The following is a 25,222-nucleotide window of genomic DNA, read 5'->3' as shown; positions in this document are numbered from 1 at the left end:
GCCAAACAAAAAGGCGGAGTAGACCTATGTCTACTCCGCCAAGGAGGGAGGAATCCCGTCTCTTTTTTGTTTCGCGCGTGCTTACTGAGCTGCAGCCAGCTTCTTCGGCAGCTTGAACGTCCAGAGCATGCCGCCCTGGTTCAGGTTTGCGACCGTCTTGGCGACTTCACCGCCCCAGAGCGGAACAGCACCACCCCAGCCCGAGAGAACCGAGACGAACTGCTCGCCGTCCTGCTCCCACGTGATCGGAGGAGCCACGATGCCCGAACCGGTGTTGAAGCTCCAAAGCTCCTTGCCGTCCGTTGCGTCGAGCGCCTTGAGATCACCCTCGGGCGTTCCGAAGAACACGAGGTTGGAGCCCGTCGTCAGCACGCCACCCCAGAGCGGAGCGCGGTTCTTGTAGGTCCAGACGATCTTGCCGGTGGCCGGATCGACAGCCTTGAGCGCGCCGATGTGATCTTCGAAGATCGGCTTGATGGTGAAGCCAGCGCCGAGGTAGGCGGCACCCTTCTTGTAGGTCACAGGCTCGTTGTGGATGTCCATGCCCCACTCGTTGGCGGGAACATAGAAGAGCTTGGTATCCGGGCTGTAGGCCATCGGCTGCTGGTTCTTGCCGCCGAGGAAGCTCGGCACGGCGAAGACCGACTCGCCCTTCTTGCCGTCCTTCGAGTCCTTCGGATTGCCGGGGCGGTTGTCCGGATTGTAAACCGGACGGCCGTCCTTGCCGATTTCCTTGGCCCACGTGATCTTCTCGACGAACGGCGTTCCCGAGATGAACTTGCCGTCTTCGCGGCCGAGAACATAGAAGAAGCCGTTGCGGTCGGCGGTGGCGACAGCCTTGGTGCCGTTGAGATCGAACGAAACGACTTCGTTCACGCCGTCGAAGTCCCAGCCGTCATTCGGCGTCGTCTGGTAGCCCCACTTGATCTCGCCCGTCTCGGGGTCGATCGCGATGCGCGAGCACGACCACTTGTTGTCTCCAGGACGCATGTGGCTGTTCCACGGAGCAGGGTTGCCCGCACCGACGAAGATCAGGTTGGTTTCGGGATCGTACGTGCCGCCGAGCCAGGTCGCGCCGCCGCCCGTCTTCCAGAGATCGCCCGGCCAGCTCTCGCCCTTCTTACCGGTCATCGTCGACGGCTTGCCGTCGAGCGTCCCGACGTGGCCTTCGATGGTCGGACGCGACCAGACGAGATCGCCGTTGTCTGCCTTGCGCGCTTCGACCCGGCCGACGATGCCGAACTCGCCGCCCGATACGCCGGTCACGACCAGCGGGCCGTGCGCCTTCGAGGGTACGATCAGCGGTGCAGCCGTGTAGGAGTAGCCACCCTTGAAATCGTCGATTTCCTTGGTCCAGACGACCTTGCCCGTCTTCCGATCGAGGGCCACCAGCTTGGCGTCAAGCGTGCCGAAGATGACCTTGTCGTTGATCAGGGCTGCGCCGCGGTTGACGACGTCGCAGCACGGCAGAATGCCTTCCGGCAGGCGATGATCGTACTGCCAGATTTCATGGCCTGTCTTGACGTCGATGGCCCAGAGGCGGCTGTAGGACCCCGTGACGTACATCACGCCGTCCTTGACGAGCGGCTGCGCCTGCTGGCCGCGCATCTTCTCGCCGCCGAGCGACATGGCCCAGGCGGGCGCGAGCTGGCTGACGTTGTCCTTGTCGATGGTCTTGAGGGGGCTGTAGCGCTGACCCTGCGTGCCGAGACCCGAGGTCACGACGTCATTGGTCGTGGTGGCATCTTTCAGAATGTCTTCGATCGAAACGTCGGCGCGTGCCGGCGTCGAAAGTGTCAGCGCGAGCGCAAGCGCCGGCGCACTCGCAGATGCGAGCCATTTGGCGGTCATCATGGGAATCCCCTTGGTTCGTTTCCTACCCGCTTCCGGCGTTTTTCCCGTTGAGTACCGGGCAAGGAAGGCAGGCTGGGCAGGAACTTATTCCAGGGTATGTCCAGGAATAATAGGCAAATAGTCTATTCGCCTAAAGTCGCGACAACATCAGTGAAAACAAATTCGCAAAAGGAAAGAAACTATCGGCTTTGGGCATCGACGCGGGGTAATTTCCCGGCTTCGAGCTTCGGATAGAGATGCATCACCGTGCGTTCGTATTCATAGCGCGCGAGTGCAATCTTGTTTGTCCACGAAGGCAATTCGAGCGCAACGGCCTCGGAAACATCGAGACCCTTTTCGAATGCATCGGAAATCATCGCGTAAACGGCCTCGAGCCAATCTCGCGTCTGGCGAATTCCGCGATCGGTGTCCTCGGAAGGGCCGTGCCCGGGCACAATCCGCGAGCAGGGAATGCCGCCGAGATTGGCGAGGCTGATGCGCCAACGCTCGAAGTCGGCATGAGGTGTTGTCGGCGCTCTGTCGAGGAAAACGAGATCGCCCGCGATCAGGATGCCGGACTTCTCGTCGAACAGCACGAGATCGGAATCGGTGTGCCCGCGCATGGGCAGGCAGCGGATACGCCGGTCGCCGAAATCCTCGACGCCGCCTTCGATGATTTTGCCGGGAAGCTTGAGCTCCGTCCCGCGCATCCAGTCGCCGGCCGAGCGATACATCGAATCCGCGAACGCTTCGCCCAGGGCTTCGAGGCCCTTCACGACCGCCGGTGTCGTCGCGATCGTGCCCGCTTCGAAGGCTTGATTGCCGAACACGTGGTCCGGGTGGAAATGCGTAATGTAGACGCGCGCGACGGGCTTTCCCGTGAGTTCGGTCGCAAGCGCCGAAAGCGCCGAGCCGAACCGGAGGGACGGCCCCGTATCGACGATCACCGCACCGGCCTTGGTGTCGAGAATTGTGATGTTGGCGATCGCCCCGCCGTTGGATTGCGTGATCGCCTCTTGCGCGCCGGGGATCATCCAGACGCCGTCCGTGAGCTTCTCGGGCTTCAATGAATAGGAAAGAGGCAGCGCCCGCGCATCGAATGCGGGCAGCCAGCACGAGGCGAGCGTTGCCGAAAGCGCCGTCATCGCCTGCCGGCGCGAAAGGCCGGTCGTACGGTCGCGCTTAGCCACGGGGGACGACAACATTGCTCTGCCGCCAGGGCGCAGTGATCTGCGAACGGAAAAGTCCGCCGTTGATGTCGCGTCCCTCGATGTCGATCGCGCCATCAGACGGCGCCAACGGCAGCATGAGGGTCACGGTCGGATCTTCGCTCACGGGCTCGAACATCTGCAGCGTTGCGAGTGGCGCGCCCGCGCTCGAGGTCACCTTCACGGATTCGATATAGAAGGCCGGGGTGTTGTCACGTGCGAGGCCCGTGTCCATGGGATGGCGAATGCGGAACCGCGCGCGCGCGAGCCCCGAGATGTCCCGCCAGATGCGCCCCTGGGTCTGACCGACCGTGGTCGACCACGACTCTTCATTGCGCGCCATGGCGGGTGCGGAACAGCCCCCGCCCGCGGCATCGAGATAGACGCTGCCGACATGCCACACGCCATCTGCTGTTTGCGCGGCCGCGCGCACGGGCGTGCCCTGTTCGACTTTCATGCGAAAGCCGATGTAAGGAGCCGACTTGCCGGGCGTCAGCGTCAGCACGTGTTGGATCGGGTTGAGGTCGGCGAACACCACGAGCTTGGTCACGCCGGGCAGCGCCCGCGCATCTGCCGTAACGGGCACCTGCGCCTGATTCTCGACGATGCTCGGGACGACGACTTTGACCTTGTCGTCGAAAACGACTTCACCGCCTTCGAGCACGCGCTCGACCATGTCGGCCCACATCGGCGAGCCGAGCGGATCACTGGGCGGCGCTGCGTAGGCCGCGCCCGAAACGAGGAGCAGAAGAAAAGTGCTCGCAAGCAGGCGCATGGCCAACTCCCGGATCAGTTCAATGGGGGCGAGACGTAGCTCACGCCGTACTTTTCGAAGCATCGGGCCAAATCGCCAGATGCCGAAAGCTTAACGAGTGCCGCGTCGATTGCATACCCAAGATCGCGGCTGTTTTCCTTCCAGGCCATTCCGATGACCCAGGTCTTTCGTACAATGCCGGGCATGTCGGGATTAAGGAACTTCGCCCGGCCCTTGGACGCGTGAAGCAGCGATTCGAGTTTCGACTGAATGCCCAGAAGCGCCGATACGTCCTTGTTGAGAAACTCCTGAACCCCCTGTTCTGGCTTCAGATGATGGGAAATGTTTTCAATTAGTGCGCCGTCGTCGTATGTCATCAGGAAGTAGTCGGCGACGGTCGCAAGCTGCACGCCGATCTTACGGGTTTTGAAAGCGTCGAACGACGAGATGTCCGTGCGTTCGCCAGGATCGACGGCGAGTACGACGCGTTCCTGGAAATAGGCGTTACCGAACACGGCCTCGGGATTGCGCAGCGCAAACTCCCGGTCCATCGGCACGTTCATCATGATGTCGCCCGTGCCGCCGCCGGTCAGCGGGCCGCGCCAGACATTCGCGCGAACATCGTCGTCGGCCTTTTCGCCCTGCATGCGCAGCACGATTTCGGCCGTGACGCCGAGCTCCTTTGCGATGGCGCGCGCGATCTCGACGTCGATCCCAGCGGGCTTCCCGTTCTCCTCGAACGAGAACGGCGCATTGTCGAGATAAGAGATGACCCGCAACGAGCCGGACGCGACGACCTCATCGAGCGGGCGCGCCGAGGCGGAGAGGCCGAGCCCGCTGCAACAAACGATGAGGGTCGCAATCCTGAGAACAGCGCGCATCATCACGGACGCGTATGTCACTGAGGCGTGTACTTCGACTCGAGATAGGTCCGGATCGCCCACATGGCTTCCTGACTGATCAGCCCATCGAAGGCGGGCATCATCGTCGTGCCGTCGGGCTTCTTGGCGCCGTGGCGAATGCGCTCCATGAACCATTCGTCGCCCGCGTCGCCCTTGTCGAGCAGGCGGAGATCGGGTGCGAGGCCACCGGAGATGGCTTCGAGGCCATGGCAGCGCGCGCAGTTCTGATTGTAGCCGGAGGTGCCGATTTCAATCGCCTTCGCGTTCTCGCGATAAGGATTGTGCTTGCGCCATTCCTCGCCGAGGGGATCGAGACCCGTCGTGTCGACCGGCTGGGGCGTGACGTCGCCGTGTGCCGAAACTTCCGCGACATTGAAGGCAAAAAGTGCCGTCGCGACTGCAAATGCCGCCGCCAAAAGCCGAATTGACATGAAGTGCTGCTCCCGGGTCCGCCCATACGTTTTTCTTTTCCTCAGCTATGACGCGGGCGGGAAGACTAGGAAATTGACATTTAGTGTAATTCCCAAAGAAAAGCGGCGAACTTCCCGTGCGAATTGCAGCTTTGCACTATGGTCGAATATCAGATCATCCCGGCACCCCTATACAAGTCACACGGCGCATTGTGCGGCGACACCAACGACCGTGTCCGGAAAGGCCATTCATGCTGCGCTTCAACGCAATTGTCGCTTGGTGTGGGGCCCTCATCGCCCTGGCTGCTCCGTGCGCCGCCCATGAGGTCTACGTCACCAACGAGAAAGACAACACCGTCAGCGTCATCGATACGAAATCGCTTTCGGTGGTGCGCACGATCAAGGTCGGCAAGCGCCCGCGCGGCATCACCTTCTCGCGCGACTACAACCGCTTTTTCGTTTGCGCGAGCGACGACAACGCCGTCCAGGTCTACGATACGGCGACAGGCACGCTCCTCCACGATCTGCCCTCGGGCGCCGATCCCGAGCAGTTCGTGCTCTCGCACGATGGCAAGCGTCTCTACATCGCCAACGAGGACGACGCGATCACCACCGTGGTCGATGTCGCAACGCGCCAGGTCATCGCCCAGATCCCGGTCGGAGTCGAACCGGAAGGCATGGCCATCTCGCCGGATGACAGCCTCGTCGTCACCACGTCAGAGACGACCAACATGGCGCATCTGATCGACACCAAGACCAACACCGTGGTCGACAACATCCTGGTCGACGCCCGCCCGCGCCACGCGGAGTTCACGCCGGATGGCGCCAAGATCTGGATCTCCTCCGAGATCGGCGGCACGGTCACGATCGTCGATGTTGCCACGCACAAGGTCGAGAAGACGATCCAGTTCGAGATACCGGGCGTGTCGCGCGACAAGATCCAGCCCGTCGGCTTCCGCATCACGCAGGACGGCGCGACGGCTTACGTGGCGCTCGGCCCCGCCAACCGGGTGGCCGTCGTCGACACGCGCTCGTACGAGGTCACGCACTACATCCTGGTCGGGCAGCGCGTCTGGCACCTCGCGTTCACGCCGCAGGAAAACATGCTGATCACCACCAACGGCGTTTCCAATGACGTGACGATCGTTGACACGGCCTCGAAGAAGGCGACTAAATCGATCAAAGTCGGCCGCTACCCGTGGGGGGCCGCCGTTCGTCCGCAGCCTACCCACACGTCGGGTGAAACATCGACCGAGACACGCTGATCCGCGCCAGGCATGCGAGCCTCGTTGCCGTCGCCTTCGTAATCACCGCAACCCTGGGCACGAACGCGCGCGCCGGTGACGAGACGCATTTCGATGCCACTACGGGCTACCGCATCGACCGCTATCGCGCGCCGACCCCGGACACCGTGCCGGGCGCAACCACGATCTCCGTTGACGACGTCCGCCGGCTGCTCAAGGACGAGCGCGCCGTGCTGGTCGATGCGATGCCGGCCGAAGGCGCGGGGCCCGATCCGAAAACCGGCGCATGGCGGCTGAGCAAAAAGCGCGAGCACATTCCGGGATCGATCTGGCTGCCGGATGTCGGCAAGGGCGTGCTGAGCCCGGCCATGGATCGCTATTTCAGAACCAACCTCGATCGCATCACTCAGGGCGATCAAGCCCGCGCGCTGATCATCTATTGTCTCGCCGACTGCTGGATGGGGTGGAATGCGGCGAAGCGGGCCGCCGCCTATGGCTACACGCGCGTCTACTGGTTTCCCGGCGGCACGGACGACTGGCGCGACTGGGAGGGAACGCTCGAACCGGCTGCTCCCGTGCCGCTGGACGTCTCGGCCGCAGCTCCGAACTGACCGCGCACGCACGAACGAGGGCGCTCGGTGTGCGCCGACGCGCTCCCCAATTTGCGCCGCCGATTTCAACGCTCAGCGCCGCGGCGCCGCGTGCCCCGGCCTAATTTCCACCGCGAACATATCCTACCTCCAGCCCACCAACCTGGAGGATGGAATGCGACTGTTGAATGCCACCAAACCCGCTGTTTTCGCCGCCGCTGCTCTGCTGCTTACTCTTTCGTCTCCCCTTCGCGCCGAGGACAAGTCCATGGATCGCCTGATCACCGTCTCCGCGACGGGCTATGCCTATGCCGAGCCGGATCGCGCGCGCGTCTCCTCCGGCGTCGCCTCCGAAGCCGACACCGCACGCGCGGCCCTGACCGCCAACACCGAAAAAATGCAGCAGGTCGTGGCCGGCCTGAAGGAAGCCGGCGTCGATGCGAAAGACATCCAGACGAGCAACTTCAGCGTCGAGCCGCGCTACACCAATCCGCAGGACGGCTCACCGTCCAAGATCGACGGCTATCGCGTGTCGAACCAGGTGACGATCCTCGTTCGCGACGTGTCGGCGATCGGCACACTGCTCGACAAGCTGGCCACCCTCGGCGCCAACCAGATCTACGGATTGACGTTCGAGGTCAGCAAGGCCGAGACGCTCAAGGACGATGCGCGCAAGGAGGCCGTCGCCAACGCGCGCCGCCGCGCTGAGCTGCTTGCAGGCGCCGCCGGTGCCGAAGTGGGGGAGGTCGTGAGCATCGCGGAAGATGTGCAGTATTCAGGGCCTCGGCCGATGGCGATGGCGCGCGCCTCCATGAAGGCGGATTCGGTGCCCGTCGAAGCCGGTACGGAGACGCTGGAAGCCCGCGTCACCATCACCTGGAAACTGAAGTGATCTTCTGAAGCGATCCGGAGATCGAAGTAGCCACGGCCGGAAAAACCCACGCCCGAACCGAGCAGCTCAGGAAAGCGTCACCATCTCGACGGTCTTCTTGAGCGGCTCGGCGCCGGGCTGGGCCGGCCAATCGCCGAAATTGCGCATCTCGCCGCTGGTGCGGAGCTGGCGCAGCGAGGCGAGGTTGACGGCGGCATAAACCCACTCCGCCTTGTTCAACGTCCCCTCCGCCAGCACGCCCGTGTCGCTCACGCCGTGCTCGGGCGGCACGTAGATGCCCGCCGCTCCGACATTGAAGTCGACCGCCGGAGACCACGGCGCATCGCCGACTGTCGGGCTTTGCACCGTCACGATGGTGTTTTCCAGCGCACGCGCCTGCGAACCGGTGCGGACGCGCCAATAGCCGGAAATGCGCTCCGTGCACGACGGCACGAGAATGGCGTCGGCTCCCGCCTCCACGGCTGCCCGCGCCAGCAGCGGAAACTCGCTGTCGTAGCAGATCAGCACGGCGAGCTTGCCGAGCGCGGTGTCGAACACCCGCAGCGGCGCCCCGGCCGTCACGCCCCAGCCGTGCTCGAACGGCGTCATGATGAGCTTGTCCTGCACGCCCACGGCGCCCGTCGGCGTGACGAGCTGCGCCGAATTGACGAAGCGCCCGTCCGCCGTCTTTGCCGGGCCCGATCCGACGAGGATATGCACGCCGTGCTTCGCCGCCAGGTTGGCGTGAAAGGCGACGCGCTCATCGGCAAGATGCGCGACGCGCTCGAGCGTCGTCGTGAGATCGTTGTAGACGTCGGGCCCGAAACACGCGGCCTGTTCGATCGCGGCGTACTCCGGAAACACGAGCAACTCAGCTCCGGTTGCGGCCCCGGCAGCCACCCAGGTCGAGATCTTGTCTTCCCACTCCGCGAGCGAATCGGGCTGGCCGATCGGATATTGCGCGGAGGCAACCTTGAGAATCTGCGGCGCCGTCATCGGAGGGCTTTCATCCAGAATTGCATCGTGTGCGTGGTCTCGTCGTCGTGGTCGACGTCTTTCCAGTCGTACGTCGCAGTCAGCCCGGGAACGGGAGCGTAGCCGCGTTTCGTCCAGAAGCCGTCGAGCGGAACGTAGTCGGCCGGCTTGAGCGGATGGTCGTCAGGACGCACGACGCGGCAGAAGGTGGAATGCGTGAAGCCGCCGAGCGCGTGCGCTTGCCCTTCGCGCAGATCGAAAAACTTGTGGCCAAGCCCGTGCCCGCGATGGCTTTTGAGAAGCACGCTCTCGCCGCAATAGAAAATCTTTGAAAGGTCGTACCCGGCCTGCCGGAAGGGCTCGCCGAATTCATCCGCATGCTCGATCATCGGCGCGCCCGTCGACGCGCCGACGACGAGGTCACCGTCCCGTGCGATCACACAGACGGCGCCCATCGCGGCCGCAAACTTCGCGAGGTACTCTTCCTCGTAGGCCAGCGTGCCGTCGTAGAGGTAGGGCCAGTCGCGGAACACGGTGATGCGCAGACGCGCCAGCTCCGGCAACGCCGCTTTGATGTCCTCGCCGGTGAGCGCCTGAACCGAGAGGCTCATGAGCGACGTCCTTTCTCAGCACGTTTGCCCCGAAAGGGGCGGGTAGCACAGCCGCGCCCCGACGCGCGCCTCGCGCGAGAGGTCTCTCCGCGAAGCGAGCGGATCGGCGGCCGCAGCCGGATCAGGCGACCTGCGCGATCCAGTCCGTGAGATTGTAGTACGTCGTCACGCGCGCGATCTTGCCGTCGCGAATGGCGAAGAACGTTCCGGCCGGCAACAGATACGTCTGGCCGTTGGCGGCAGGCAGATCGCTGTCGCTGTTGATGTAGGTGCCGTTGACGTTGAACTCGGCGGCGGCGCGCGTGCCGTCCTTCGAGACCAGCACCGTGATCTCGGTCAGGATCTCCTTGTAGTGGTGCGTCATGCGCGCGTTGAAGGCGCGGAACTTGTCCTTGCCGACGCGGCGCTCGCCCTGGTTGACGTCGTGGATCACGTCGTCGGTGAGGTGCGCCAGCATGCCCTCGCTGTCGCCGGCGTTGAACGCCTCGTAGTAGGTGCGGATCAGCTTTGCGGTTTCAATGCGGGTCTGGCTTTCGGCGTCGCTCATGGCTCTTGGCTCCGGACAGGGGGATTTGGCCGCCTCATTAGCAAATTGCGGGTGCGGCCTCAAAGGGAACGCGGACAACCGCCACGCGACAAAGAGCATCGCCAGCGGCCGTCCGCGATCACGCGCGAGAGTGAAAATCGTTAATGTCGAAGGAGGAGAGGGGCCAGGCTGCAGAAAAATCAGCGTGCGTCAGGCTCTCGAGGCCCAATGCCCTGGCGCCGGCTCTAGCGCTTCTTGGCCGCCTTCCGGGCGGGCACCTTCTTGACGACGCGCTTCACGGCCTTCTTGGCTGCCGGCTTCTTGGCCGCTGCCTTCTTGGCGGACGCCTTCTTTGCGGCTGCAGACTTCGCGGCCGCAGTCTTGGCAGCAGCTCCGCTCGCCTTCTTGCGCACGCCCTTGAACGGCTTCTTGTCTTCCTTGACGTCAAGGAACTTGCCGCTCTTCTCGTCGCGTTTCGTCCACGTGCCCGTAATCACGTTCTTGATTTGCGAACGCGACTTCACCGCTCCAACGCGACGATTGTCTCCGGCTTCTTTGTTCTTTGCCATGATGTCCTCTCAGTGGATTCGAACCGCAGTGTCGGTCACGCGCCCATCACATGCAACACGATCTTGCGTGCATGCGGCGCATGGCGGTGCTCGAACAGGTAAAGACCTTGCCACGTGCCGAGCACGAGCGAGCCTTGAGCGATGGGCACGACGAGAGAAGATTGCGTGAGCGCGCTCTTCACATGCGCCGGCATGTCGTCGGGGCCTTCCATCGTGTGCACGAAGAGCGGATCGCCATCCGGCACGAGCCTGCGGAAGAAGGCCGCGAGATCGCGCTGAACGTCCGGATCCGCGTTCTCCTGGATGACAAGCGAGGCCGAGGTATGCCGGCAAAAGGCCGTAAAAAGCCCCGTTTCCATCTCCGCCGAGGCGACGAAGGCGTGCGCCTCGCGGCTGAACTCGTAGAGCCCAGCGCCTGACGTCTTAAGTGTAATTTCGCGCAGCACCTGCCGCATCGAAGTGACCTCGTGAACATTGGCTTGGATGAGCCTATATTAGTGCCATGAGCAGAGCCTTCGTCAAAGAACCGGACGGACTGGAAGCCTTCGACGAGCTTCCCGAACGTCTCGTGTCGTCCAATCCCAACCTCGTCACCGAGGCCGGTCTTGCCGCCATCGAGCACGAGGTGGCACGCCTGTCGCGCGCCTACGCAGACGCGCAGGCCTCCGGCGATCGCGCAGCCCTCAATGTCGCCGCCCGTGACTTGCGCTATTGGAACGCGCGCCGCGCAACCGCTGAGCTGGTGCCCGCTTCAGGCCCCGCGACCGAAGTACGCTTCGGCTCGCGCGTGACGATCGCGCGCGGCGACGGCCGCCGGCAGACCTATCGCATCGTCGGCGAGGATGAGGCCGATCCCGCGGCCGGGACGCTCTCCTACGTCTCGCCTCTCGCTCGCGCGCTGATGGGCAAGTCTCCGGGCGACGTGATCGTCGTGGGCGCGGGTGAGATCGAGATTGTCGAATTAACCTAACGCGTTATTCGCACCCCGCTGGGCGTGCAGGGGCGCGATTGCGCCTGTTCCTTGGGAAACAGCTCGAAGCCGCGCGGGCATTCTAATCAGGCCCACGAGCCCGGCGCCGCCGGGCCGCAGAACAGGGTACAAGGAGTTTCCCAATGAGCAGCATCTTCCGCGCCGGCGTTGCCGCACTTGCACTTTCCGTCCTCTCGCTGGCCGTCGTTCCGGCAGCCATGGCGGGCAGCCGTCCGGACGACAAGAGCGCCGAGGCCGAGGTCAAAGGCGTAGGCCCCGAAGCCACGAAGGCGGCCCGGCGCGCGGCGATCGCGGAATGGAAGCGCGAAGTCGCTCGCGACGGAAACACGCCGGTCTGGCGCACCGCCACCGAGAAGAAGGTGAAGTGCAAGACCCACCGCACCGAAACTGAATGTGAGGTCGAAGCGCGCCCCCTGCGCTAAGCCGCCGCCGATCAAAGACTGTTGCCGGGTCGTCTCACAACGATCCGGCCGCTGTCGTTTTTGCCGCCCGAAGCCCTTGCGAAAAAGCGCCGGCCAGTTTTAGACTCGCCCATCGTGACGCGCGCCACACGCAGGCGGGGGCTGAGATGCGGATCTGGGAGCCATTTCTGAGACGGCATTTCGCGGGCGGCAGCGCCGCGGGTGCGGTTCTCTGCATGCTCGCCGTGTGCGGGCTCGCCGCCGCAGCAACCTTCGCGCGCGCCGGAGAAGATGCTCCGATGGCCGGCCTGGTCGAGGTCAAGCTCGGCCTCAACTCGATGAACAAGACCGATCGCGCGACCCTTTGGCGGCGCGTGGACGAATACGCCACGGTCGATGCGTTGCAGGAGTTCTGCGGCCGCAAGCTGAACCTGCAGCGGCGCACGTGGGCGGCGGTCAGCCCCTGCGTGGAGGTGGCGTCGCTGCGCAAGGTCGCGGCCGTCTTCCGCACCAAGAAGTCCGAATACATCAAGGGCTGGGAAACCGCCCACGGCGATCCCGAGAAGAAGAAGGCCTTGTGCGACACGTGGCGGCCGAAGCTGCTCGAGTACCAGAAGGTGCTCGACGCCCACATTTCGGAAGCGGCCACGATGTGCAGCGCGTGCCTGTTCTGCTGAAATCGCAGTTTTGATCCGCCCGCCAGCCGGTTGCGCCACATTCATTCCGCGCCGTCTTGCTAGAGATGGCGCACTCTGAGTCGGCACCGGTTACGTTGCGCCGCAACAACCGGGCCCAGGAAGCACAGGATGTTTTGACGATGACCGCCCCGACGACGACCGCCAAGATGACGTCCGCGATCTGCCGCGCGCTCGCCCTCAACCTGATGCTGGCTCTCGTGCTGCTCGCGAGCGCCACGCGCGATGCCGGGGCCGCATCGGCCCGCGCCATCGACGCCGACGTGGACCACGCGCTGTCGCACTTCTACCGCTCGGTCGGCGGCGCCCGCGAGCTCGTGCGCGACGCGGCGGGCGTGCTCGTCTTTCCTTCGGTGATCAAGGCCGGCTTTGGCGTCGGCGGCGAATACGGCGAGGGCGCGTTGCGCCGCGGCGGCTACACCGAGGGCTATTACAACACCGTCTCCGCCTCGTTCGGCTTCCAGCTCGGCGCCCAGGCGCGCACCGTCATCATCCTGTTCATGAGCGAGGAGGCGCTGGGCAGCTTCCGCCGCAAGCAGGGCTGGAAAGTCGGGGTCGACGGATCGGTCGCGTTGATCACGGTCGGCGTAGGCGGCTCCATCGACAGCAACCAGATCAAGAAGCCCGTGATCGGCTTCATCCTCGATCAGAAGGGCCTGATGTACAACCTCACCCTCGAAGGCTCCAAGATCACGCGCATCGACCGCTGAGGCGCAGGTAGCCTCACGCCGCCGTTCTACGCCGCGCGGTCGTGCGAGAGTGCAGCGGGCGCGCCCGGCTCGGGTGTGCTCGCCTCAGGTGATTTGGACACGTTCTCGCTGGCGCGCAGGAACGAGCTTGAGGTCTCGGCCGCCTCGGCGTCCAACGTGGGATCGTAGAGGCGCGAGCAGCCGCGCCCGTCCCGCTTCGCCCGGTAGAGCGCCATGTCGGCCTTCGCCAGCAGACCGTCGATGGAGAGTGCCGACGGCGCCTCGAACATGGCGGCGCCGATGCTGACGCTCACGTCGATCACCTTGGAGCCGTAGAGCACCGGCATCATGAGCGTCCGCTCGATCAGGCGCACGACGCCCGCCGCGTCTTCCAGGCAGGCGAGGGGACGCGTCACGGCCGCGAACTCATCGCCGCCGAGGCGGGCAGAGATCGTGAGCCTGCCGTCGCACGCGCGCAACCTGTCCGCGATGGCGCCGAGCACGGCGTCACCCGCCGCATGGCCCAGCGTATCGTTGACGGACTTGAAGTAGTCGCAGTCGATCAAGAGCACCGCGTACGTGCTCTGCTTCTGGGCGCCCGACGTCAGCAGGCTCGAAAACACGCTCATGAACCAGCCGCGATTGGCAAGCCCCGTCGCCGCGTCATGGCGCGAGGAATAGACGGCGGCCTGCTCGCTCTCGGCGAGGCGGCGCGTCAGCCGGCGCACGGTGAAAGCGGCGAACAGCGTCATGGCCAGGATCAATCCCAGCGACACGGCGATGGCGGGCAGCGCCGCCAGCAGGATGGCTTCACCGGGGGAGGCAAATTCCCACGTCAGGTGCGCAATGACGTTTCCGCGCGCATCGCGCACGGGATGAGCATTCTCATCGTCGCCCTGTTTGCCCGAGCTGACACTCAAATCGTCGATGTGGGTGAGGCTTTCGAGCTTGTCGAGCACCGCAGGCGTCATGACCTGGACGCCGATGAGCAGCGTCGGCTCGGTTGGCGTCGCGAGGGTCTCGTCGTCGGGGGTGAACGGCGACACCGTGATCAACGCGGCCTTCCCGTCGAGCTTGACGATGTCGTTGACGTAAAGCCCGTCCGTCATTGCTCCGTCGAGGCGCGGATCGAAATCGCCCGTCGCCCGCGCGTCCCTGTAGAGACGGCGCGCGCGCTCCATCGGATTGGCCGCCGCCGCGAGCAATCCGGCCACCCTGTCGGGCGGCGGCGCGGCATTGTATTCGCTCGAGAAGGTGGCGCGGCCCGTCGGATCGACGATGACGATCTGTTGCGGCCCGGTCGGCGAGAGGGCTTCGCTGCCGAAATTCTTGCGGATCCACTCGGTCCGCTTGTTCACCACGACGTTGTGGAAGGCCGCATCCCAATTGGTCTGAGACACCATTTCGGACGCATGCAGCTCGCCGAGCACCTTGATGCCGCGCTCGATGGCCGCCCGCTCGCGTTCCAGTGCGTTTTCGTTGATCTGGTTGACGACCAGAAGGGCGTCCTTGCCGAGCAGCACGACGGCGACGAGCGCGGGCAGGCCCATGGCGAGCCCGATCCACCGCGCGAGCTTAACGCCGCTCGTCTCCTGCTTCGTCCGCATGGCTCGACATCCCCCAAGATGTTCTTTCCCTTGGGTTCATCTTGCGCTGCAATGCTTGAGGGCGCTGCAATGCGAGCCCGCAAATGCAAGCGAGTTCGGTAAGGACTTGTTGACCATGAGGGCGCGGCGCGGGCCTCGCTAGTCGGACTTTCCGCTCTCGACGTGGAAGTGGTGCAGCACGCGATGGAAAATCGGCGCCAGCACGAAGCCTGTCGCGATCACGATGATGAGGCCGGAAAGGATGGCGTAGAACCCGGCGAACCACTTGCCCCCTGTCGTATGCAACTCAGACACCGGGCCCATGCCCGAAAGGATCATCGCCGCATTGACGAAGGAATCCGCGAGCCCCATGCCCTCGGTGAACGCGTAGCCCGCCATGCCGATCACCAGCCCGACGAACGTCAGCGCCAGCCATAGCCCGATCGCCCGCGCCATCCGCTGCGCGAACAAAAAGCGCGGGATCACCTTTTTGTTGCGAGGCTCGAAGCCTGTCAGCGTGACTTTGCTCGTCATGGCATCCTCGATGATCCTGCCGGGGAGCGCGCCCCCTGGCGTCACACGCCGTCTCCATAAGGGTCGGCATCCGTGAGGTCTGTTACAACCATCTGCGATGATTTGATTATTTGTAAGATTCTCGCCACATCCGCGCCGTTGCGTCGCCACGCGCGCCTCCTACATGTCTCCGCGTAGCACGACAGCGCGGAGGACATCCATGCAGTATGCCAGCGGTTACCGGGACAACGCCTCAAAGGTCCGGGACGAAACCTACACCAGCATCATCGAGCACGCGAAGGCGCAGGCGCGCCGGTATGCGTCGCTCGGAACGCGCGAAGGCCGCACCGCAGCCGTCGCTGTGCTGCGCTTCGCCAGAAGCCTCCGCGCGCGGCGCGGCCGGCTGAACGCATAGCGCCCGCACGCCGATCGAGACAGCAAAGCCTCCGAGCCAACCCGCTCGGAGGCTTTCGCGTGGGCGTAGTCGAAGAGCCTCGTCACACACAGCCGCTTCCACTGAAGCGCCGCGCTCGGCGACTACGGCTTCTGCGCCGCGTCGAGCTTCAACACCACGGCGAGCCCATCGTGGTCGCCGGTGGTGATGTCCGGGTTGCCGGAAATGGCGTTGTCGAGCGGCGCCATGCCGGCCGGCCGGAACGCGGTGTGCGCGGTGAGTTCGGCGGCGAAGTTATCGCGCGCTTGCTTGAACGAGGCATAGCGATGCGGCGGGTCGCGCAGGAAATCCACGGCTTCGCGGCTGAACGCGCCGACAAAAACGAAGCCGCCCTCGTAAGCATGCGGGCCGAAAATGCGCCCGTGATTGTTGGTCTCCTCGAAAATCCGATTGGAGAACGCGTCGTCGCGCCCTTGCGGAAGCTGGCCGTAGACCGATCCGCCGATGAAGCCGCGATAGCCCGTCGAGTGGCCGAAGCGGACGGGATAGCCCGCTTTCGTCGCCGCTGCCGTTAATGTCCGGCGCGCCTGATCGGCGGTCGTTGAAGCGCCGTCGATCAGGATGACGTTGATCGGCTCATGCAGCATCTTGCCGTCGACGCGCTCGCCCAGCCAGTGCGCCACCGATCCGTCGCGCGCGATCATCCATTTCCCGACCTGCGGCAACCCCGGCGGCGTCGCGATATCGGCGGGCGGGATGGAGAGCGGCACCGCTGCTAGCGGACGCTGCTGCGCCTCTGCAATGCTCGCGCTGAATACCAGCACGCAAACAGCAGCGAAGGCAGAAGTGATCCGGATCGTCATCTGTACGACGCCTTGGCCATGACCGCGGCTAGCATATCGGGATGGTGATAGCTGGGTCAGCAACGAAATCTATCCATCCCGTCGGGCCGCCTTCGCCTGGGCCCTGACCTTCGTCAGGGTCACGCGCATTTCAGAGCTTGCGTGCATAGTTTCCGCGGATGTGTCGATTGATGTACGTGGCCAACCCTCGACCTTCCGCCGCCAGCCGCTTCATCGCGTCAACATGGGCGCGGCCCGGGCGGCTGTCGTCGTACTCGTAGCCGTCGTCGCCCTTGAACCAAACGCGAATGGAAGAGGGGCCGAACGCGAAATAGCGTACGCCGGAATTGCCTCCGTGATTGCCATAGACCTCGCGATCCATTTCTCCTGCTGCCATGAGTTAAATCCGCTCCGTCATCCCGGCGAAGGCCGGGATCCAGACACGTCAGCCCTGGCTGTCACGGGTCGACCGATCCATGGCTGGATCCTGACCTTCGTCAGGGTGCCGGTCTTCTTCGGCTCCGGCTCGCGAACAAAAAAGCCCCCGATCTCTCGGGGGCTTTTGCTTGATCAGTTGTCGAGGAAGCTGCGCAGCTTCCGGCTCCGCGAGGGATGCTTCAGCTTCCGCAGCGCCTTCGCTTCAATCTGGCGAATACGTTCGCGCGTCACCGAGAACTGCTGGCCGACTTCTTCCAGCGTGTGGTCGGTGTTCATGCCGATGCCGAAGCGCATGCGCAGCACGCGCTCTTCGCGCGGGGTGAGCGACGCCAGCACCCGCGTCGTCGTCTCGCGCAGGTTGGCCGCGATGGCCGCCTGATCTGGCAGCACCGCGTTACGGTCCTCGATGAAGTCGCCGAGATGCGAATCCTCCTCGTCGCCGATCGGCGTTTCGAGCGAGATCGGCTCCTTGGCGATCTTCAGAACCTTGCGCACCTTCTCGAGCGGCATCGCAAGCTTTTCGGCCAGCTCTTCCGGCGTCGGCTCGCGGCCGATTTCGTGCAGCATCTGGCGGCTCGTGCGCACGATCTTGTTGATCGTCTCGATCATGTGCACAGGGATTCGGATCGTGCGCGCCTGGTCCGCGATCGAGCGCGTGATGGCCTGACGGATCCACCACGTCGCGTAGGTCGAGAACTTGTAGCCGCGGCGATACTCGAACTTATCGACCGCCTTCATCAGGCCGATGTTGCCTTCCTGAATGAGGTCGAGGAACTGCAGGCCGCGGTTCGTGTACTTCTTGGCGATCGAGATCACGAGGCGAAGGTTGGCTTCCACCATTTCCTTCTTCGCCTGGCGGGCTTCGCGCTCGCCCTTCTGCACGGCCTTCACGATGCGGCGGTACTCGGTGATTTCGAGGCCCGTTTCCGTCGCCAGCTCGTGGATGTCCTTGCGGATCTGCGCAATCGCAGGCCGCTCGTTCTTGATGAGGTTGCCCCACTTCTTGCCGTTGTCGGCCATGCGGTCGAGCCAGGTCTGATCCAGCTCGTTGCCGAAGTACTCGTCGATGAACGTCTGGCGCGGCACGCCATAGCTGTCGGCAAGGCGCATCAGGCGGCCTTCGAGACCGACGAGACGCCGGTTGATCGAATAGAGCTGCTCGACGAGGCTCTCGATACGGGCGTTGTTGAGCGACAGGCTCTTCACGTCCGCGATGATTTCTTCGCGCAGCTTGTCGTAGGCCTTCTGCTGCTGGCGCGAGCCGCTCTCGCCCGCCACCTGCTGCTCGAGCTTCTTGTCCTGCTGCTTGCGAAGCTTCTTGTACGTGCCCGCGATGTTGTCGAAGGTCTCGAGAACCTTCGGCTTGAGCTCGGCTTCCATGGCCGCAAGCGAGAGCGCGTTTTCGAACTCGTCCTCGTCGTCGCCTTCGCCCTGGCCGGGCGTGGCCGCTTCCGGTGCCGCGTCTTCATCGCCGGCTTCACCGCCGAGGGCGGGCGGCGCCTTGGCCTCGGGGCCTTCGTAGGTCGCTTCGAGATCGATGATGTCGCGAAGCAGAATTTTCCCTTCGTTGAGCTCGTCGCGCCAGATGATGATGGCCTGGAAGGTGAGGGGGCTTTCGCACAGGCCCGCGATCATCGCCTCGCGGCCCGCCTCGATGCGCTTTGCGATGGCAATTTCGCCCTCGCGCGACAGCAGCTCGACGGAGCCCATTTCGCGCAGGTACATGCGCACGGGATCGTCGGTGCGCTCCGTGGGCTCGGCGCGCGTTTCCGATCGGGCGGGAAGCCCGGCCGAGACGACCGAGCGGCCGCCTTCATCCTCGTCCGCATCCGGCGCGGCGGAATCCGCGCCTTCCTCGCCTTCTTCTGTCTCGACGACATTGATGCCCATGTCGGAGAGCATCGCCATCGTGTCTTCGATCTGGTCGGGCGAAACCTCTTCCGAAGGCAGCACCGAGTTCAGTTCGTCGAGCGTGACGTAGCCGCGCGCCTTAGCCGTCTTGAGCAGGCGCTTGACCGCCTGGTCCGAGAGGTCGAGTAGCGGGCTATCGCGCTCCGAAGGTTCGGCCGTCGCGGTATCCTGCTCTTCGTTCTTTGCAGCGTTTGCCATGTGTTCTTAACCGTCGCCTAAACTGAGGAAAGGATGCTGCTGGTGCACCCTGTTTGTCGCGTTCCCTCCGCGGCCCGCCGGCCATGGAGGTCATGGATCTCTGGGCGTCAGCCCTATCAAGGTGGGCGTCAGCCCTATCAAAGTGGGCAAAAGCCCGTTCGAAGTGAGTGCTTCAGCCCGTTCGCAGTCTGGACGTTCGCGTCGATCTTGGATGTCGCGTGTTCCGGCCAGGAAAACGCGAGTGCCCCTATCGGCTGCATTGGTCACAATTCCGGACGTGGCGCCCCCCTATCATGACGTGCGGCCGGCGTCGGCCGCGGCATCGAAGACATCGGCACTGCTGAGCGCCTCGAGCTGCCGCTTGAGATCGCAGATGCGGGCAAATGACACCTCACTGCGATCGTCATGCCAAGCGCGCTCGGCCGCCTCCAGCGATTGCTGAAGCAGAACATGCCGCTCATGCATCGCGAGGGCGTGGCGCCAACCATCTGCCACCTCGGAGCGCCCGGCTTGGGGCTCAGCAAACCGATCGCATTTATGCGAAACGGAGCGTTCGACGAGGCTCAGGACCTTGCCGACGCTGGATTTGTTCAAGTGGGTTCGAAGCGACTCCGTGTCAAGTGAATTATCAAGCGCGTGAGCCGAAAGAATGGCGTCCCGTAGCCCGGAAAGCGCACTCGAGGTGAACGGCAGGTCCGCCAGAACTTCAGCCTGGTCCTCGATAAGCCACGGATGGTTAAGGACAGCCTTAATCAGAACCGCCTCGCGATGCGCCGTTTGCGGGCCTTCGCTCGAAACGAGCGCGCTTTTTCTGAGGCTGGAGCTCGGGTTAACGCGCTCCGTGCCTTGGCCGAGCGACGGGGGGAAGGCCCGCCCGCCAGGGCCGCGCCGCAGCGCACCCAACGGCCCGTTGCGCGTGCCCTGCGCCCCGGCCCGTGGCCAGGACCCGCTGCGGTTGCCGCCGGCGCCACCTCTGGCGCCCGCGCCGTCACGAGGCGCTCCGCGCCCGTCCACCGGCTCGCCCCAGGCCGCGCGCAGGCGCTGGCCCAGCGCTTGCCGGTAGTGGGCGCGCACGCTCTCGTCTTCGATCTGGGAAATCAGCGTCTTGAGGGACTTTTCGAGGCCCGCCCGGCGTTCGGGCGTGGACCAGTCCCGGCCCGCCCATTCGCGCTCGAACAGCACGTCGACCAGCGGCCGGGCCCGCCCGAGGCAGCCATCGAGCGCAGCCGCGCCCTGCTGGCGCACGAGGTCGTCCGGATCGAGACCGTCCGGCAGGAACGCGAACATCACGCTCGCGCCGGGCTTCAGGTGGGGCAGGGCGGTGTCGACCGCCCGGAACGCGGCGCGCTTACCCGCGCTGTCGCCGTCGAAGCAGAGGATGGGCTCGGCCGACATGCGCCAGAGCAGCTTGAGCTGATCCTCGGTGAGCGCCGTCCCGAGCGGGGCGACCGCCTCGTCGAAGCCCGCTTCCGCCAGCGAGATGACGTCCATGTAGCCCTCGACCGCAATGACGCGATCCTTGTCATGGGCGGCGGCACGCGCGCGGTGCGCGTTGAACAGCAGATGGCCTTTGTGAAACAGCGGCGTTTCCGGCGAGTTCAGGTACTTGGCGTTCTGCTCGGGATCGAGCGCGCGCCCGCCGAAGGCGACGATGCGGCCCTTCGCATCCCCAATGGGAAACATCACGCGGTGCCGGAACCGGTCGTAGGCCACGGGGATGTCGTCGCCGGCGATCAGCATGCCCGATAGCGTCATCTCTTCGAGCGTATAGCCCGCCTTCGCCAGATGCTCCTTGAGCGCCGAGCGCGAGTTGGGCGCGTACCCGATGCGAAATGTGGCCAGCGTCTCGCGCTTGAGGCCGCGCTTCTCGATGTAGCGCCGCGCTTCGGTGCCGGGTGCACCCACGAGCGCCGCCTGAAAGAACTTTGCGGCCTCTTCCATGAGCGCCAGCAAACGCGTGCGCTCGTCGGCCCGCTCCTGATCTTCGACTTCCACCTTGGGCAGGGCCACGCCCGCTTCCTGGGCAAGCCGCTCCACCGCTTCCGGAAAGCTGAGCCCCTCCGTCGTCATGACGAACTTGAAGATGTCGCCGTGCTCGCCCGACGCGAAGCAGTGGTAGAAACCCTTCTGATCGTTGACGAAGAACGAGGGCGTCTTCTCCATCTTGAACGGCGACAGCCCAGCGTACTCACGCCCCTTGCGCTTGAGCGCAACCTTCCGGCCCACCACATGGCTCACAGGGAGCCTGGCGCGGATTTCGTCCAGCAGATGGGGCGAAAATCGCATGGAAGATCAGAGGTCCAAGCTGCGTCGTTCACAAAAACGCGTCTGTCAGACTTACGCGATTCGCGCCCCCCTCCTTACCCGCCCCCGAGCCCTCGAACCCGTTGTGAGCACAATCCACAGGGAGGAGGGGCATCGGGCAGCTGGCAACAGGCAGCCGGGAGTGAGGCAGTCGGCAGTAGGGAGAGCGCTACGCCTTCGATGCCCGCTGCCTACTTCAGCAACTCCTTCAACACGCCGCTCGCTTTGCCGAAATCCATCTGCCCCGCGAAGCGCTCCTTCATGGCGCCCATGACGCGGCCCATGTCCTTCGGGCCGGCCGCTCCAAGCTCGGCGACCAGCGCAGCCACGGCGGCCTTGGTGGCCGCTTCGTCGAGCTGCTTCGGCAGATAGGTCTCGAGCACGGCGATTTCGGCCTTTTCCTTGTCGGCCAGATCTGTGCGCCCGGCGCCCTCATAGGTGGTGATGCTCTCGCGGCGCTGCTTCACCATTTTCTGCAGGATGGCCACGACCTCGGTATCGCCAACCTCAACGGGCGCCTGCCCGCCGACGCCGATCTCCCGGTCCTTGATCGCGGCGGTCAGGAGACGCAGCGTGGCAAGGCGGGCCTTGTCGCCGGATTTCATGGCGTCCTTGACGTCCTGATTGATGCGTGCGCGCATGGAAATCCTCTCATTCTGTCTGTGCCGGGCGGCTCTCTGTTGGGCCGGTATATAGGCGAGCTGCGCGGGAAGAGCGAGCGACGCGAACGGCCCCGGGGGAATCGTAGAGATATCCAGGGCGGAGATCGGGATGCGGGGAGGGCAATGCCGCCGATGTCCCGCCGCCGAATATCCCGCTGCCTATGTCCGCCCGGCAGCCGCGCACCGGGTGCGGCGGCGCAGCGCAGATTTGTGACGCTCACACTGCGCCCCATTCCTTGACCGGCCGTCACCCCTCGCATAGGGTCCGCCGCGATCCATGGACCCCGGCCCGAGCGGACCTCGCAACTGCCCAGCGCGCGCGAGACGGCACCGCCGAGCCCAGAACGAGCAGGCCGCCAATGTCGTTTGACCCCGCCCCCTGGACCGACACGAAAAAAACGGCGCGCCTGGTGCTCGACGACGGCACGGTCATTTCGGGCGTTGGCCTCGGCGCGACCGGCTCCGCCCCCGGCGAAGTCTGCTTCAACACCGCCATGACGGGCTACCAGGAAATCCTGACGGATCCGTCGTACGCCGGCCAGATCATCACCTTCACGTTTCCCCACATCGGCAACATCGGCGCCAACGCCGAAGACACCGAGACGTCGAATCTCGCCTCCCGCTCCGGCGTTCGCGGCTGCGTGCTGCGCGCCGAGATCACCGGCCCCTCGAACTATCGTGCCGCACAGAACTTTGACGCCTGGTTGAAGGCGCGCGGCATCATCGCGATCAGCGGCGTCGATACGCGCGCGCTCACGGCCCGCATTCGTGACAAGGGCATGCCGAACGCCGTCATCGCCCACGAGCCTTCGGGTGAGTTCGACATCGAGAAGCTCCGCGCCGAGGCGAAGGCCTGGCCCGGGTTGCTCGGCCTCGACCTGGTGCCGGATGTGACGAGCGGCCAGAGCTACACCTGGGACGAGACGCGCTGGGTCTGGGACAAGGGCTACGGCCGCAACGAAGCGCCTGAATTCCACGTCGTCGCCATCGACTACGGCTTGAAGCGCAACATTCTGCGCTGCCTGGCGTCTGCGGGCTGCAAGGTGACGGTCGTCCCGGCCACGACCAAAGCCGCGGACATTTTGGACCGCAAGCCGGATGGCGTGTTCCTGTCGAACGGTCCGGGCGATCCGGCGGCGACGGGCGAATACGCCGTCCCCGAAATCCGCAAGCTGGTCGACTCGGGCCTGCCCGTGTTCGGCATCTGCCTCGGCCACCAGATGCTCGGCCTCGCGCTGGGCGCCACGACCCGCAAGATGCACCAGGGCCATCACGGCGCCAACCATCCGGTCAAGGACTTCACCACCAACAAGGTGGAAATTACCTCGATGAACCATGGCTTTACCGTGGATCGCGAGACGCTGCCCAAGGGCGTGGTCGAGACCCATGTCTCGCTGTTCGACAACACCAACTGCGGCCTCGAGCTGGAAGGCCGCCCGGTATTCTCCGTTCAGTACCATCCCGAGGCATCGCCCGGTCCTCAGGACAGCCACTATCTGTTCACGCGCTTCGTCAACAAGATGCGGGAACGCCAGGGCGTCCCGCTGAAGTCGGAGCGCTAAGCCGCGCGCCTCTCGTGTTTTTCATGACGGCGAATTAATCCCGTCCATGATCGACTTTTTCCCGGGGCCCCGTATAGGATGCCCGCCGGTCCGAGGGACCAAGTCGAAGCACGAACGAAGAGAAGCCGAAATGCGCACCCGTTTGTTGATCGTCCCGCTCGCCGTCCTGGTGGCGCCCCTTGTCGCGCCCGCCGGTGCCCAGGCGTGCGATGCCAAAGCAGAGATCGAGGCCGCTTTCACCGCGCAGCACCAGCACCCCTGGCGCACCGAAAGCGCCTCCAAGAGCGACACCGGCATGACCCAGTCGCAGGTCTTCGATTTCGCGCCCCCCGACCGCATCTATCGCAAGGTGACGTCAGGCGCCGAAAGCGTCGAGACGGTCGGCATCGGCAAGCAGGCTTGGACCAACGCGACCGGCGCCTGGGAAGAGATGAAAGCGGAGCTGGCGCTGCTCGTGTCGACGCATATGAAAACGACGTTCGCGCCACCGCGGGTGTCCGTGGCGTTCAAATGCCTTGGCCCGGTGGATTTCGAAGGCAGGAAACTGCTCGGCTATCAGACGGAGCCCGAGACAGTTGAAGGCAAGGTGGTCGCGCGCACGATCTACGTCGACCCCGAAACGAAGCTCCCGGCCTTCAACGTCGTCGGCACCGTCGACGGCAAGGAAGAGCTGATGAAGGAAGCCTACAGCTATCCGAAGGACGTCACGATCGAGAAGCCGCTCTAAAGCGGACCGATGCGCCCGAGCCGCGTGGCTCAGGCGCAAAGACTGGGAAGAAATGCAGCCCGCGGCCCAAAGGCTCGCGATGTCAGGAGAAGACGGAATATGGGTTTGAAGCGCGCCACCACCAGCGTCGCGGCCATGGCAACTGCGATTGGCCTGCTCGCCGCCGCGCCGGCCTTTGCAGATTGCTCGACCGAGGTTGCCCTGGGCGTCAATTCGCAAGGCAAGCAGAAGTTTCTGCGCAAGGAAACGAGCATGATCACCGAGGCGGGCCCCGCCAAGATGGTGGTCGAATACGCCACGCCCGACCGCATGCGCCAGATCCTCACGCCGCTGACCGAAGGCAAGCCCGTCGAAAGCGTCGTCGTGGGCGACAAGGCCTGGACCAACAACGGCGAGGGCTGGAAGGTGTCGCCGTCGCACGAGGCCGATCAGCTCGTCCAGTTCATGATCAAGTCGATCGCCCAGGTCTACCAGGAGGTCGGCAAGTTCGAATGCACCGGCCTCGAGACCATCGACGGCCGCGAGCTGCGCGGCTACCGCGGCCTCGACGAGCCGCCGCCGTCCGCGCCCGGCCAGAAGCCGGAAGAAAAGATAAAGAACGAAGCGATCCGCATGGTCTATCTCGACCCGAAGACCGGGCTTCCGGCGCGCAGCATGCTCGGCCGCCCTGGCCACATGGATAAGCCGATCTTCATGGAGGTCTACACCTATCCCGACACGATTGTCATCGAACCGCCAAAAGACGTCGTCAAATAGACGCCGACTGCGGCAGACGAACGGATCGGTCAGCGAGGGTGCCCCACGGCGCCCTCGTTT

28 protein-coding genes are annotated in these 25,222 nt (G+C 64.5%); 11 read left to right on the top strand and 17 right to left on the bottom strand.

The window, feature by feature from the left end; genetic code table 11:
* Positions 1 to 81: 81 nt before the first annotated feature.
* The 5 genes from K2Y42_RS01515 to pedF form a co-directional block, all read right to left on the bottom strand.
* On the bottom strand, positions 82 to 1,854 hold the full coding sequence (locus tag K2Y42_RS01515; protein WP_291147691.1) for a PQQ-dependent methanol/ethanol family dehydrogenase: 1,773 nt from the start codon (positions 1,852 to 1,854) through the stop codon (positions 82 to 84).
* Between the two features lie 179 nt (positions 1,855 to 2,033).
* Positions 2,034 to 3,038 (bottom strand): quinoprotein relay system zinc metallohydrolase 1, encoded by a 1,005-nt coding sequence (locus tag K2Y42_RS01510; protein WP_291147689.1) that lies wholly within the window; start codon positions 3,036 to 3,038, stop codon positions 2,034 to 2,036.
* Positions 3,016 to 3,816 (bottom strand): quinoprotein dehydrogenase-associated SoxYZ-like carrier, encoded by an 801-nt coding sequence (locus K2Y42_RS01505; RefSeq protein ID WP_291147687.1) that lies wholly within the window; start codon positions 3,814 to 3,816, stop codon positions 3,016 to 3,018. The genes K2Y42_RS01510 and K2Y42_RS01505 overlap by 23 nt, the downstream gene beginning before the upstream one ends.
* 14 nt (positions 3,817 to 3,830) lie before the next feature.
* On the bottom strand, positions 3,831 to 4,679 hold the full coding sequence (locus tag K2Y42_RS01500) for an ABC transporter substrate-binding protein (protein ID WP_291147685.1): 849 nt from the start codon (positions 4,677 to 4,679) through the stop codon (positions 3,831 to 3,833).
* Between the two features lie 14 nt (positions 4,680 to 4,693).
* Positions 4,694 to 5,128: a cytochrome c-550 PedF gene (pedF, locus tag K2Y42_RS01495; RefSeq protein WP_291147683.1), complete on the bottom strand. Its 435-nt coding sequence runs from the start codon at positions 5,126 to 5,128 to the stop codon at positions 4,694 to 4,696.
* Between the two features lie 230 nt (positions 5,129 to 5,358).
* Between pedF and K2Y42_RS01490 the strand changes: the two genes are divergently transcribed.
* The 3 genes from K2Y42_RS01490 (at position 5,359) to K2Y42_RS01480 (ending at position 7,833) form a co-directional block, all read left to right on the top strand.
* Entirely contained in the window at positions 5,359 to 6,372 is a 1,014-nt protein-coding gene (locus K2Y42_RS01490; protein WP_291147682.1) for a YVTN family beta-propeller repeat protein, read from the top strand.
* Positions 6,354 to 6,962: a rhodanese-like domain-containing protein gene (locus tag K2Y42_RS01485; protein WP_366512355.1), complete on the top strand. Its 609-nt coding sequence runs from the start codon at positions 6,354 to 6,356 to the stop codon at positions 6,960 to 6,962. Before K2Y42_RS01490 ends, K2Y42_RS01485 begins: the two co-directional genes overlap by 19 nt.
* Positions 6,963 to 7,116: 154 nt before the next feature.
* The gene (locus tag K2Y42_RS01480; RefSeq protein WP_291147681.1) at positions 7,117 to 7,833 is read left to right on the top strand and encodes an SIMPL domain-containing protein; all 717 of its coding nucleotides are present in this window, start codon (positions 7,117 to 7,119) and stop codon (positions 7,831 to 7,833) included.
* A gap of 66 nt (positions 7,834 to 7,899) precedes the next feature.
* Here the strand turns inward: K2Y42_RS01480 and K2Y42_RS01475 are convergent, their stop codons facing one another.
* The 5 genes from K2Y42_RS01475 to K2Y42_RS01455 all read right to left on the bottom strand — a co-directional run bounded on the left by K2Y42_RS01475 (position 7,900) and on the right by K2Y42_RS01455 (position 10,948).
* The gene (locus K2Y42_RS01475; RefSeq protein ID WP_291147679.1) at positions 7,900 to 8,808 is read right to left on the bottom strand and encodes a carbon-nitrogen hydrolase family protein; all 909 of its coding nucleotides are present in this window, start codon (positions 8,806 to 8,808) and stop codon (positions 7,900 to 7,902) included.
* Positions 8,805 to 9,398: a GNAT family N-acetyltransferase gene (locus K2Y42_RS01470; protein WP_291147677.1), complete on the bottom strand. Its 594-nt coding sequence runs from the start codon at positions 9,396 to 9,398 to the stop codon at positions 8,805 to 8,807. The genes K2Y42_RS01475 and K2Y42_RS01470 overlap by 4 nt, the downstream gene beginning before the upstream one ends.
* Before the next feature lie 121 nt (positions 9,399 to 9,519).
* Positions 9,520 to 9,945 (bottom strand): ketosteroid isomerase-related protein, encoded by a 426-nt coding sequence (locus K2Y42_RS01465; RefSeq protein WP_291147675.1) that lies wholly within the window; start codon positions 9,943 to 9,945, stop codon positions 9,520 to 9,522.
* Positions 9,946 to 10,169: 224 nt separating this feature from the next.
* Positions 10,170 to 10,493 (bottom strand): hypothetical protein, encoded by a 324-nt coding sequence (locus K2Y42_RS01460; RefSeq protein ID WP_291147673.1) that lies wholly within the window; start codon positions 10,491 to 10,493, stop codon positions 10,170 to 10,172.
* A 35-nt stretch (positions 10,494 to 10,528) separates the two neighbouring features.
* Positions 10,529 to 10,948: a secondary thiamine-phosphate synthase enzyme YjbQ gene (locus tag K2Y42_RS01455; protein WP_291147671.1), complete on the bottom strand. Its 420-nt coding sequence runs from the start codon at positions 10,946 to 10,948 to the stop codon at positions 10,529 to 10,531.
* Between the two features lie 47 nt (positions 10,949 to 10,995).
* Between K2Y42_RS01455 and greA the strand changes: the two genes are divergently transcribed.
* The 4 genes from greA (at position 10,996) to K2Y42_RS01435 (ending at position 13,290) form a co-directional block, all read left to right on the top strand.
* The gene (gene greA / locus K2Y42_RS01450; RefSeq protein WP_291147669.1) at positions 10,996 to 11,463 is read left to right on the top strand and encodes a transcription elongation factor GreA; all 468 of its coding nucleotides are present in this window, start codon (positions 10,996 to 10,998) and stop codon (positions 11,461 to 11,463) included.
* Positions 11,464 to 11,606: 143 nt separating this feature from the next.
* Complete coding sequence (locus K2Y42_RS01445) at positions 11,607 to 11,906, top strand: hypothetical protein (protein WP_291147667.1); 300 nt, start codon at positions 11,607 to 11,609, stop codon at positions 11,904 to 11,906.
* Positions 11,907 to 12,052: 146 nt separating this feature from the next.
* On the top strand, positions 12,053 to 12,562 hold the full coding sequence (locus tag K2Y42_RS01440) for a hypothetical protein (protein ID WP_291147665.1): 510 nt from the start codon (positions 12,053 to 12,055) through the stop codon (positions 12,560 to 12,562).
* A 140-nt stretch (positions 12,563 to 12,702) separates the two neighbouring features.
* The gene (locus K2Y42_RS01435; protein ID WP_291147663.1) at positions 12,703 to 13,290 is read left to right on the top strand and encodes a YSC84-related protein; all 588 of its coding nucleotides are present in this window, start codon (positions 12,703 to 12,705) and stop codon (positions 13,288 to 13,290) included.
* 26 nt (positions 13,291 to 13,316) lie between these two features.
* On the opposite strand, the gene K2Y42_RS01430 is transcribed toward K2Y42_RS01435, so the two are convergent.
* Together K2Y42_RS01430 and K2Y42_RS01425 are read right to left on the bottom strand one after the other, a co-directional pair.
* Positions 13,317 to 14,876 carry a diguanylate cyclase gene (locus tag K2Y42_RS01430; RefSeq protein ID WP_291147662.1) on the bottom strand — a complete coding sequence of 520 codons (1,560 nt, stop codon included), beginning with the start codon at positions 14,874 to 14,876 and terminating at the stop codon, positions 13,317 to 13,319.
* A 138-nt stretch (positions 14,877 to 15,014) separates the two neighbouring features.
* A complete protein-coding gene (locus K2Y42_RS01425) occupies positions 15,015 to 15,389 on the bottom strand; it encodes a hypothetical protein (protein WP_291147660.1) in 375 nt (124 codons plus the stop codon).
* A 199-nt stretch (positions 15,390 to 15,588) separates the two neighbouring features.
* On the opposite strand from K2Y42_RS01425, the gene K2Y42_RS01420 reads away from it, so the two are divergent.
* On the top strand, positions 15,589 to 15,783 hold the full coding sequence (locus K2Y42_RS01420; protein ID WP_291147658.1) for a hypothetical protein: 195 nt from the start codon (positions 15,589 to 15,591) through the stop codon (positions 15,781 to 15,783).
* 122 nt (positions 15,784 to 15,905) lie between these two features.
* Here K2Y42_RS01420 and K2Y42_RS01415 read toward each other — a convergent pair whose 3' ends face one another.
* The 5 genes from K2Y42_RS01415 to K2Y42_RS01395 all read right to left on the bottom strand — a co-directional run bounded on the left by K2Y42_RS01415 (position 15,906) and on the right by K2Y42_RS01395 (position 22,096).
* Positions 15,906 to 16,625, bottom strand: a complete 720-nt coding sequence (locus K2Y42_RS01415) for a hypothetical protein (RefSeq protein ID WP_291147656.1) — start codon at positions 16,623 to 16,625, stop codon at positions 15,906 to 15,908.
* Between the two features lie 130 nt (positions 16,626 to 16,755).
* Positions 16,756 to 17,001 (bottom strand): hypothetical protein, encoded by a 246-nt coding sequence (locus tag K2Y42_RS01410; protein WP_291147654.1) that lies wholly within the window; start codon positions 16,999 to 17,001, stop codon positions 16,756 to 16,758.
* 173 nt (positions 17,002 to 17,174) lie between these two features.
* Positions 17,175 to 19,151, bottom strand: coding sequence for an RNA polymerase sigma factor RpoD (gene rpoD / locus K2Y42_RS01405; RefSeq protein ID WP_291147652.1), 1,977 nt, complete (start codon positions 19,149 to 19,151; stop codon positions 17,175 to 17,177).
* Positions 19,152 to 19,442: 291 nt separating this feature from the next.
* Positions 19,443 to 21,437 carry a DNA primase gene (dnaG, locus tag K2Y42_RS01400; RefSeq protein ID WP_291147650.1) on the bottom strand — a complete coding sequence of 665 codons (1,995 nt, stop codon included), beginning with the start codon at positions 21,435 to 21,437 and terminating at the stop codon, positions 19,443 to 19,445.
* A gap of 209 nt (positions 21,438 to 21,646) precedes the next feature.
* Positions 21,647 to 22,096, bottom strand: a complete 450-nt coding sequence (locus tag K2Y42_RS01395) for a GatB/YqeY domain-containing protein (protein ID WP_291147648.1) — start codon at positions 22,094 to 22,096, stop codon at positions 21,647 to 21,649.
* Positions 22,097 to 22,476: 380 nt separating this feature from the next.
* On the opposite strand from K2Y42_RS01395, the gene carA reads away from it, so the two are divergent.
* The 3 genes from carA to K2Y42_RS01380 all read left to right on the top strand — a co-directional run bounded on the left by carA (position 22,477) and on the right by K2Y42_RS01380 (position 25,162).
* The gene (carA, locus tag K2Y42_RS01390; RefSeq protein ID WP_291147646.1) at positions 22,477 to 23,679 is read left to right on the top strand and encodes a glutamine-hydrolyzing carbamoyl-phosphate synthase small subunit; all 1,203 of its coding nucleotides are present in this window, start codon (positions 22,477 to 22,479) and stop codon (positions 23,677 to 23,679) included.
* A 130-nt stretch (positions 23,680 to 23,809) separates the two neighbouring features.
* Positions 23,810 to 24,406: a hypothetical protein gene (locus tag K2Y42_RS01385; protein WP_291147644.1), complete on the top strand. Its 597-nt coding sequence runs from the start codon at positions 23,810 to 23,812 to the stop codon at positions 24,404 to 24,406.
* Between the two features lie 99 nt (positions 24,407 to 24,505).
* Positions 24,506 to 25,162, top strand: coding sequence for a hypothetical protein (locus K2Y42_RS01380; RefSeq protein WP_291147643.1), 657 nt, complete (start codon positions 24,506 to 24,508; stop codon positions 25,160 to 25,162).
* Positions 25,163 to 25,222 lie beyond the last annotated feature (60 nt).

The sequence above is a fragment of the Hyphomicrobium sp. genome, assembly GCF_019744875.1.
GTDB lineage: Bacteria > Pseudomonadota > Alphaproteobacteria > Rhizobiales > Hyphomicrobiaceae > Hyphomicrobium_C.
This window is presented reverse-complemented; position numbering and strand designations above follow the sequence as displayed.

What these genes read in the sequence shown, in the direction of transcription:
- K2Y42_RS01490 (WP_291147682.1), top strand. Translation starts at nt 5,359, where the DNA reads ATGCTGCGCTTCAACGCAATTGTCGCTTGGTGTGGGGCCCTCATCGCC.
- K2Y42_RS01475 (WP_291147679.1), bottom strand. Translation starts at nt 8,808, where the DNA reads ATGACGGCGCCGCAGATTCTCAAGGTTGCCTCCGCGCAATATCCGATC.
- K2Y42_RS01510 (WP_291147689.1), bottom strand. Translation starts at nt 3,038, where the DNA reads ATGTTGTCGTCCCCCGTGGCTAAGCGCGACCGTACGACCGGCCTTTCG.
- K2Y42_RS01415 (WP_291147656.1), bottom strand. Translation starts at nt 16,625, where the DNA reads ATGACGATCCGGATCACTTCTGCCTTCGCTGCTGTTTGCGTGCTGGTA.
- K2Y42_RS01445 (WP_291147667.1), top strand. Translation starts at nt 11,607, where the DNA reads ATGAGCAGCATCTTCCGCGCCGGCGTTGCCGCACTTGCACTTTCCGTC.
- K2Y42_RS01385 (WP_291147644.1), top strand. Translation starts at nt 23,810, where the DNA reads ATGCGCACCCGTTTGTTGATCGTCCCGCTCGCCGTCCTGGTGGCGCCC.
- carA (WP_291147646.1), top strand. Translation starts at nt 22,477, where the DNA reads ATGTCGTTTGACCCCGCCCCCTGGACCGACACGAAAAAAACGGCGCGC.
- pedF (WP_291147683.1), bottom strand. Translation starts at nt 5,128, where the DNA reads ATGTCAATTCGGCTTTTGGCGGCGGCATTTGCAGTCGCGACGGCACTT.
- K2Y42_RS01420 (WP_291147658.1), top strand. Translation starts at nt 15,589, where the DNA reads ATGCAGTATGCCAGCGGTTACCGGGACAACGCCTCAAAGGTCCGGGAC.
- K2Y42_RS01430 (WP_291147662.1), bottom strand. Translation starts at nt 14,876, where the DNA reads ATGCGGACGAAGCAGGAGACGAGCGGCGTTAAGCTCGCGCGGTGGATC.
- K2Y42_RS01410 (WP_291147654.1), bottom strand. Translation starts at nt 17,001, where the DNA reads ATGGCAGCAGGAGAAATGGATCGCGAGGTCTATGGCAATCACGGAGGC.
- K2Y42_RS01395 (WP_291147648.1), bottom strand. Translation starts at nt 22,096, where the DNA reads ATGCGCGCACGCATCAATCAGGACGTCAAGGACGCCATGAAATCCGGC.
- K2Y42_RS01470 (WP_291147677.1), bottom strand. Translation starts at nt 9,398, where the DNA reads ATGAGCCTCTCGGTTCAGGCGCTCACCGGCGAGGACATCAAAGCGGCG.
- K2Y42_RS01500 (WP_291147685.1), bottom strand. Translation starts at nt 4,679, where the DNA reads ATGATGCGCGCTGTTCTCAGGATTGCGACCCTCATCGTTTGTTGCAGC.
- K2Y42_RS01465 (WP_291147675.1), bottom strand. Translation starts at nt 9,945, where the DNA reads ATGAGCGACGCCGAAAGCCAGACCCGCATTGAAACCGCAAAGCTGATC.
- K2Y42_RS01425 (WP_291147660.1), bottom strand. Translation starts at nt 15,389, where the DNA reads ATGACGAGCAAAGTCACGCTGACAGGCTTCGAGCCTCGCAACAAAAAG.
- dnaG (WP_291147650.1), bottom strand. Translation starts at nt 21,437, where the DNA reads ATGCGATTTTCGCCCCATCTGCTGGACGAAATCCGCGCCAGGCTCCCT.
- K2Y42_RS01505 (WP_291147687.1), bottom strand. Translation starts at nt 3,816, where the DNA reads ATGCGCCTGCTTGCGAGCACTTTTCTTCTGCTCCTCGTTTCGGGCGCG.
- K2Y42_RS01515 (WP_291147691.1), bottom strand. Translation starts at nt 1,854, where the DNA reads ATGATGACCGCCAAATGGCTCGCATCTGCGAGTGCGCCGGCGCTTGCG.
- K2Y42_RS01455 (WP_291147671.1), bottom strand. Translation starts at nt 10,948, where the DNA reads ATGCGGCAGGTGCTGCGCGAAATTACACTTAAGACGTCAGGCGCTGGG.
- rpoD (WP_291147652.1), bottom strand. Translation starts at nt 19,151, where the DNA reads ATGGCAAACGCTGCAAAGAACGAAGAGCAGGATACCGCGACGGCCGAA.
- K2Y42_RS01380 (WP_291147643.1), top strand. Translation starts at nt 24,506, where the DNA reads ATGGGTTTGAAGCGCGCCACCACCAGCGTCGCGGCCATGGCAACTGCG.
- greA (WP_291147669.1), top strand. Translation starts at nt 10,996, where the DNA reads ATGAGCAGAGCCTTCGTCAAAGAACCGGACGGACTGGAAGCCTTCGAC.
- K2Y42_RS01440 (WP_291147665.1), top strand. Translation starts at nt 12,053, where the DNA reads ATGCGGATCTGGGAGCCATTTCTGAGACGGCATTTCGCGGGCGGCAGC.
- K2Y42_RS01460 (WP_291147673.1), bottom strand. Translation starts at nt 10,493, where the DNA reads ATGGCAAAGAACAAAGAAGCCGGAGACAATCGTCGCGTTGGAGCGGTG.
- K2Y42_RS01480 (WP_291147681.1), top strand. Translation starts at nt 7,117, where the DNA reads ATGCGACTGTTGAATGCCACCAAACCCGCTGTTTTCGCCGCCGCTGCT.
- K2Y42_RS01435 (WP_291147663.1), top strand. Translation starts at nt 12,703, where the DNA reads ATGACCGCCCCGACGACGACCGCCAAGATGACGTCCGCGATCTGCCGC.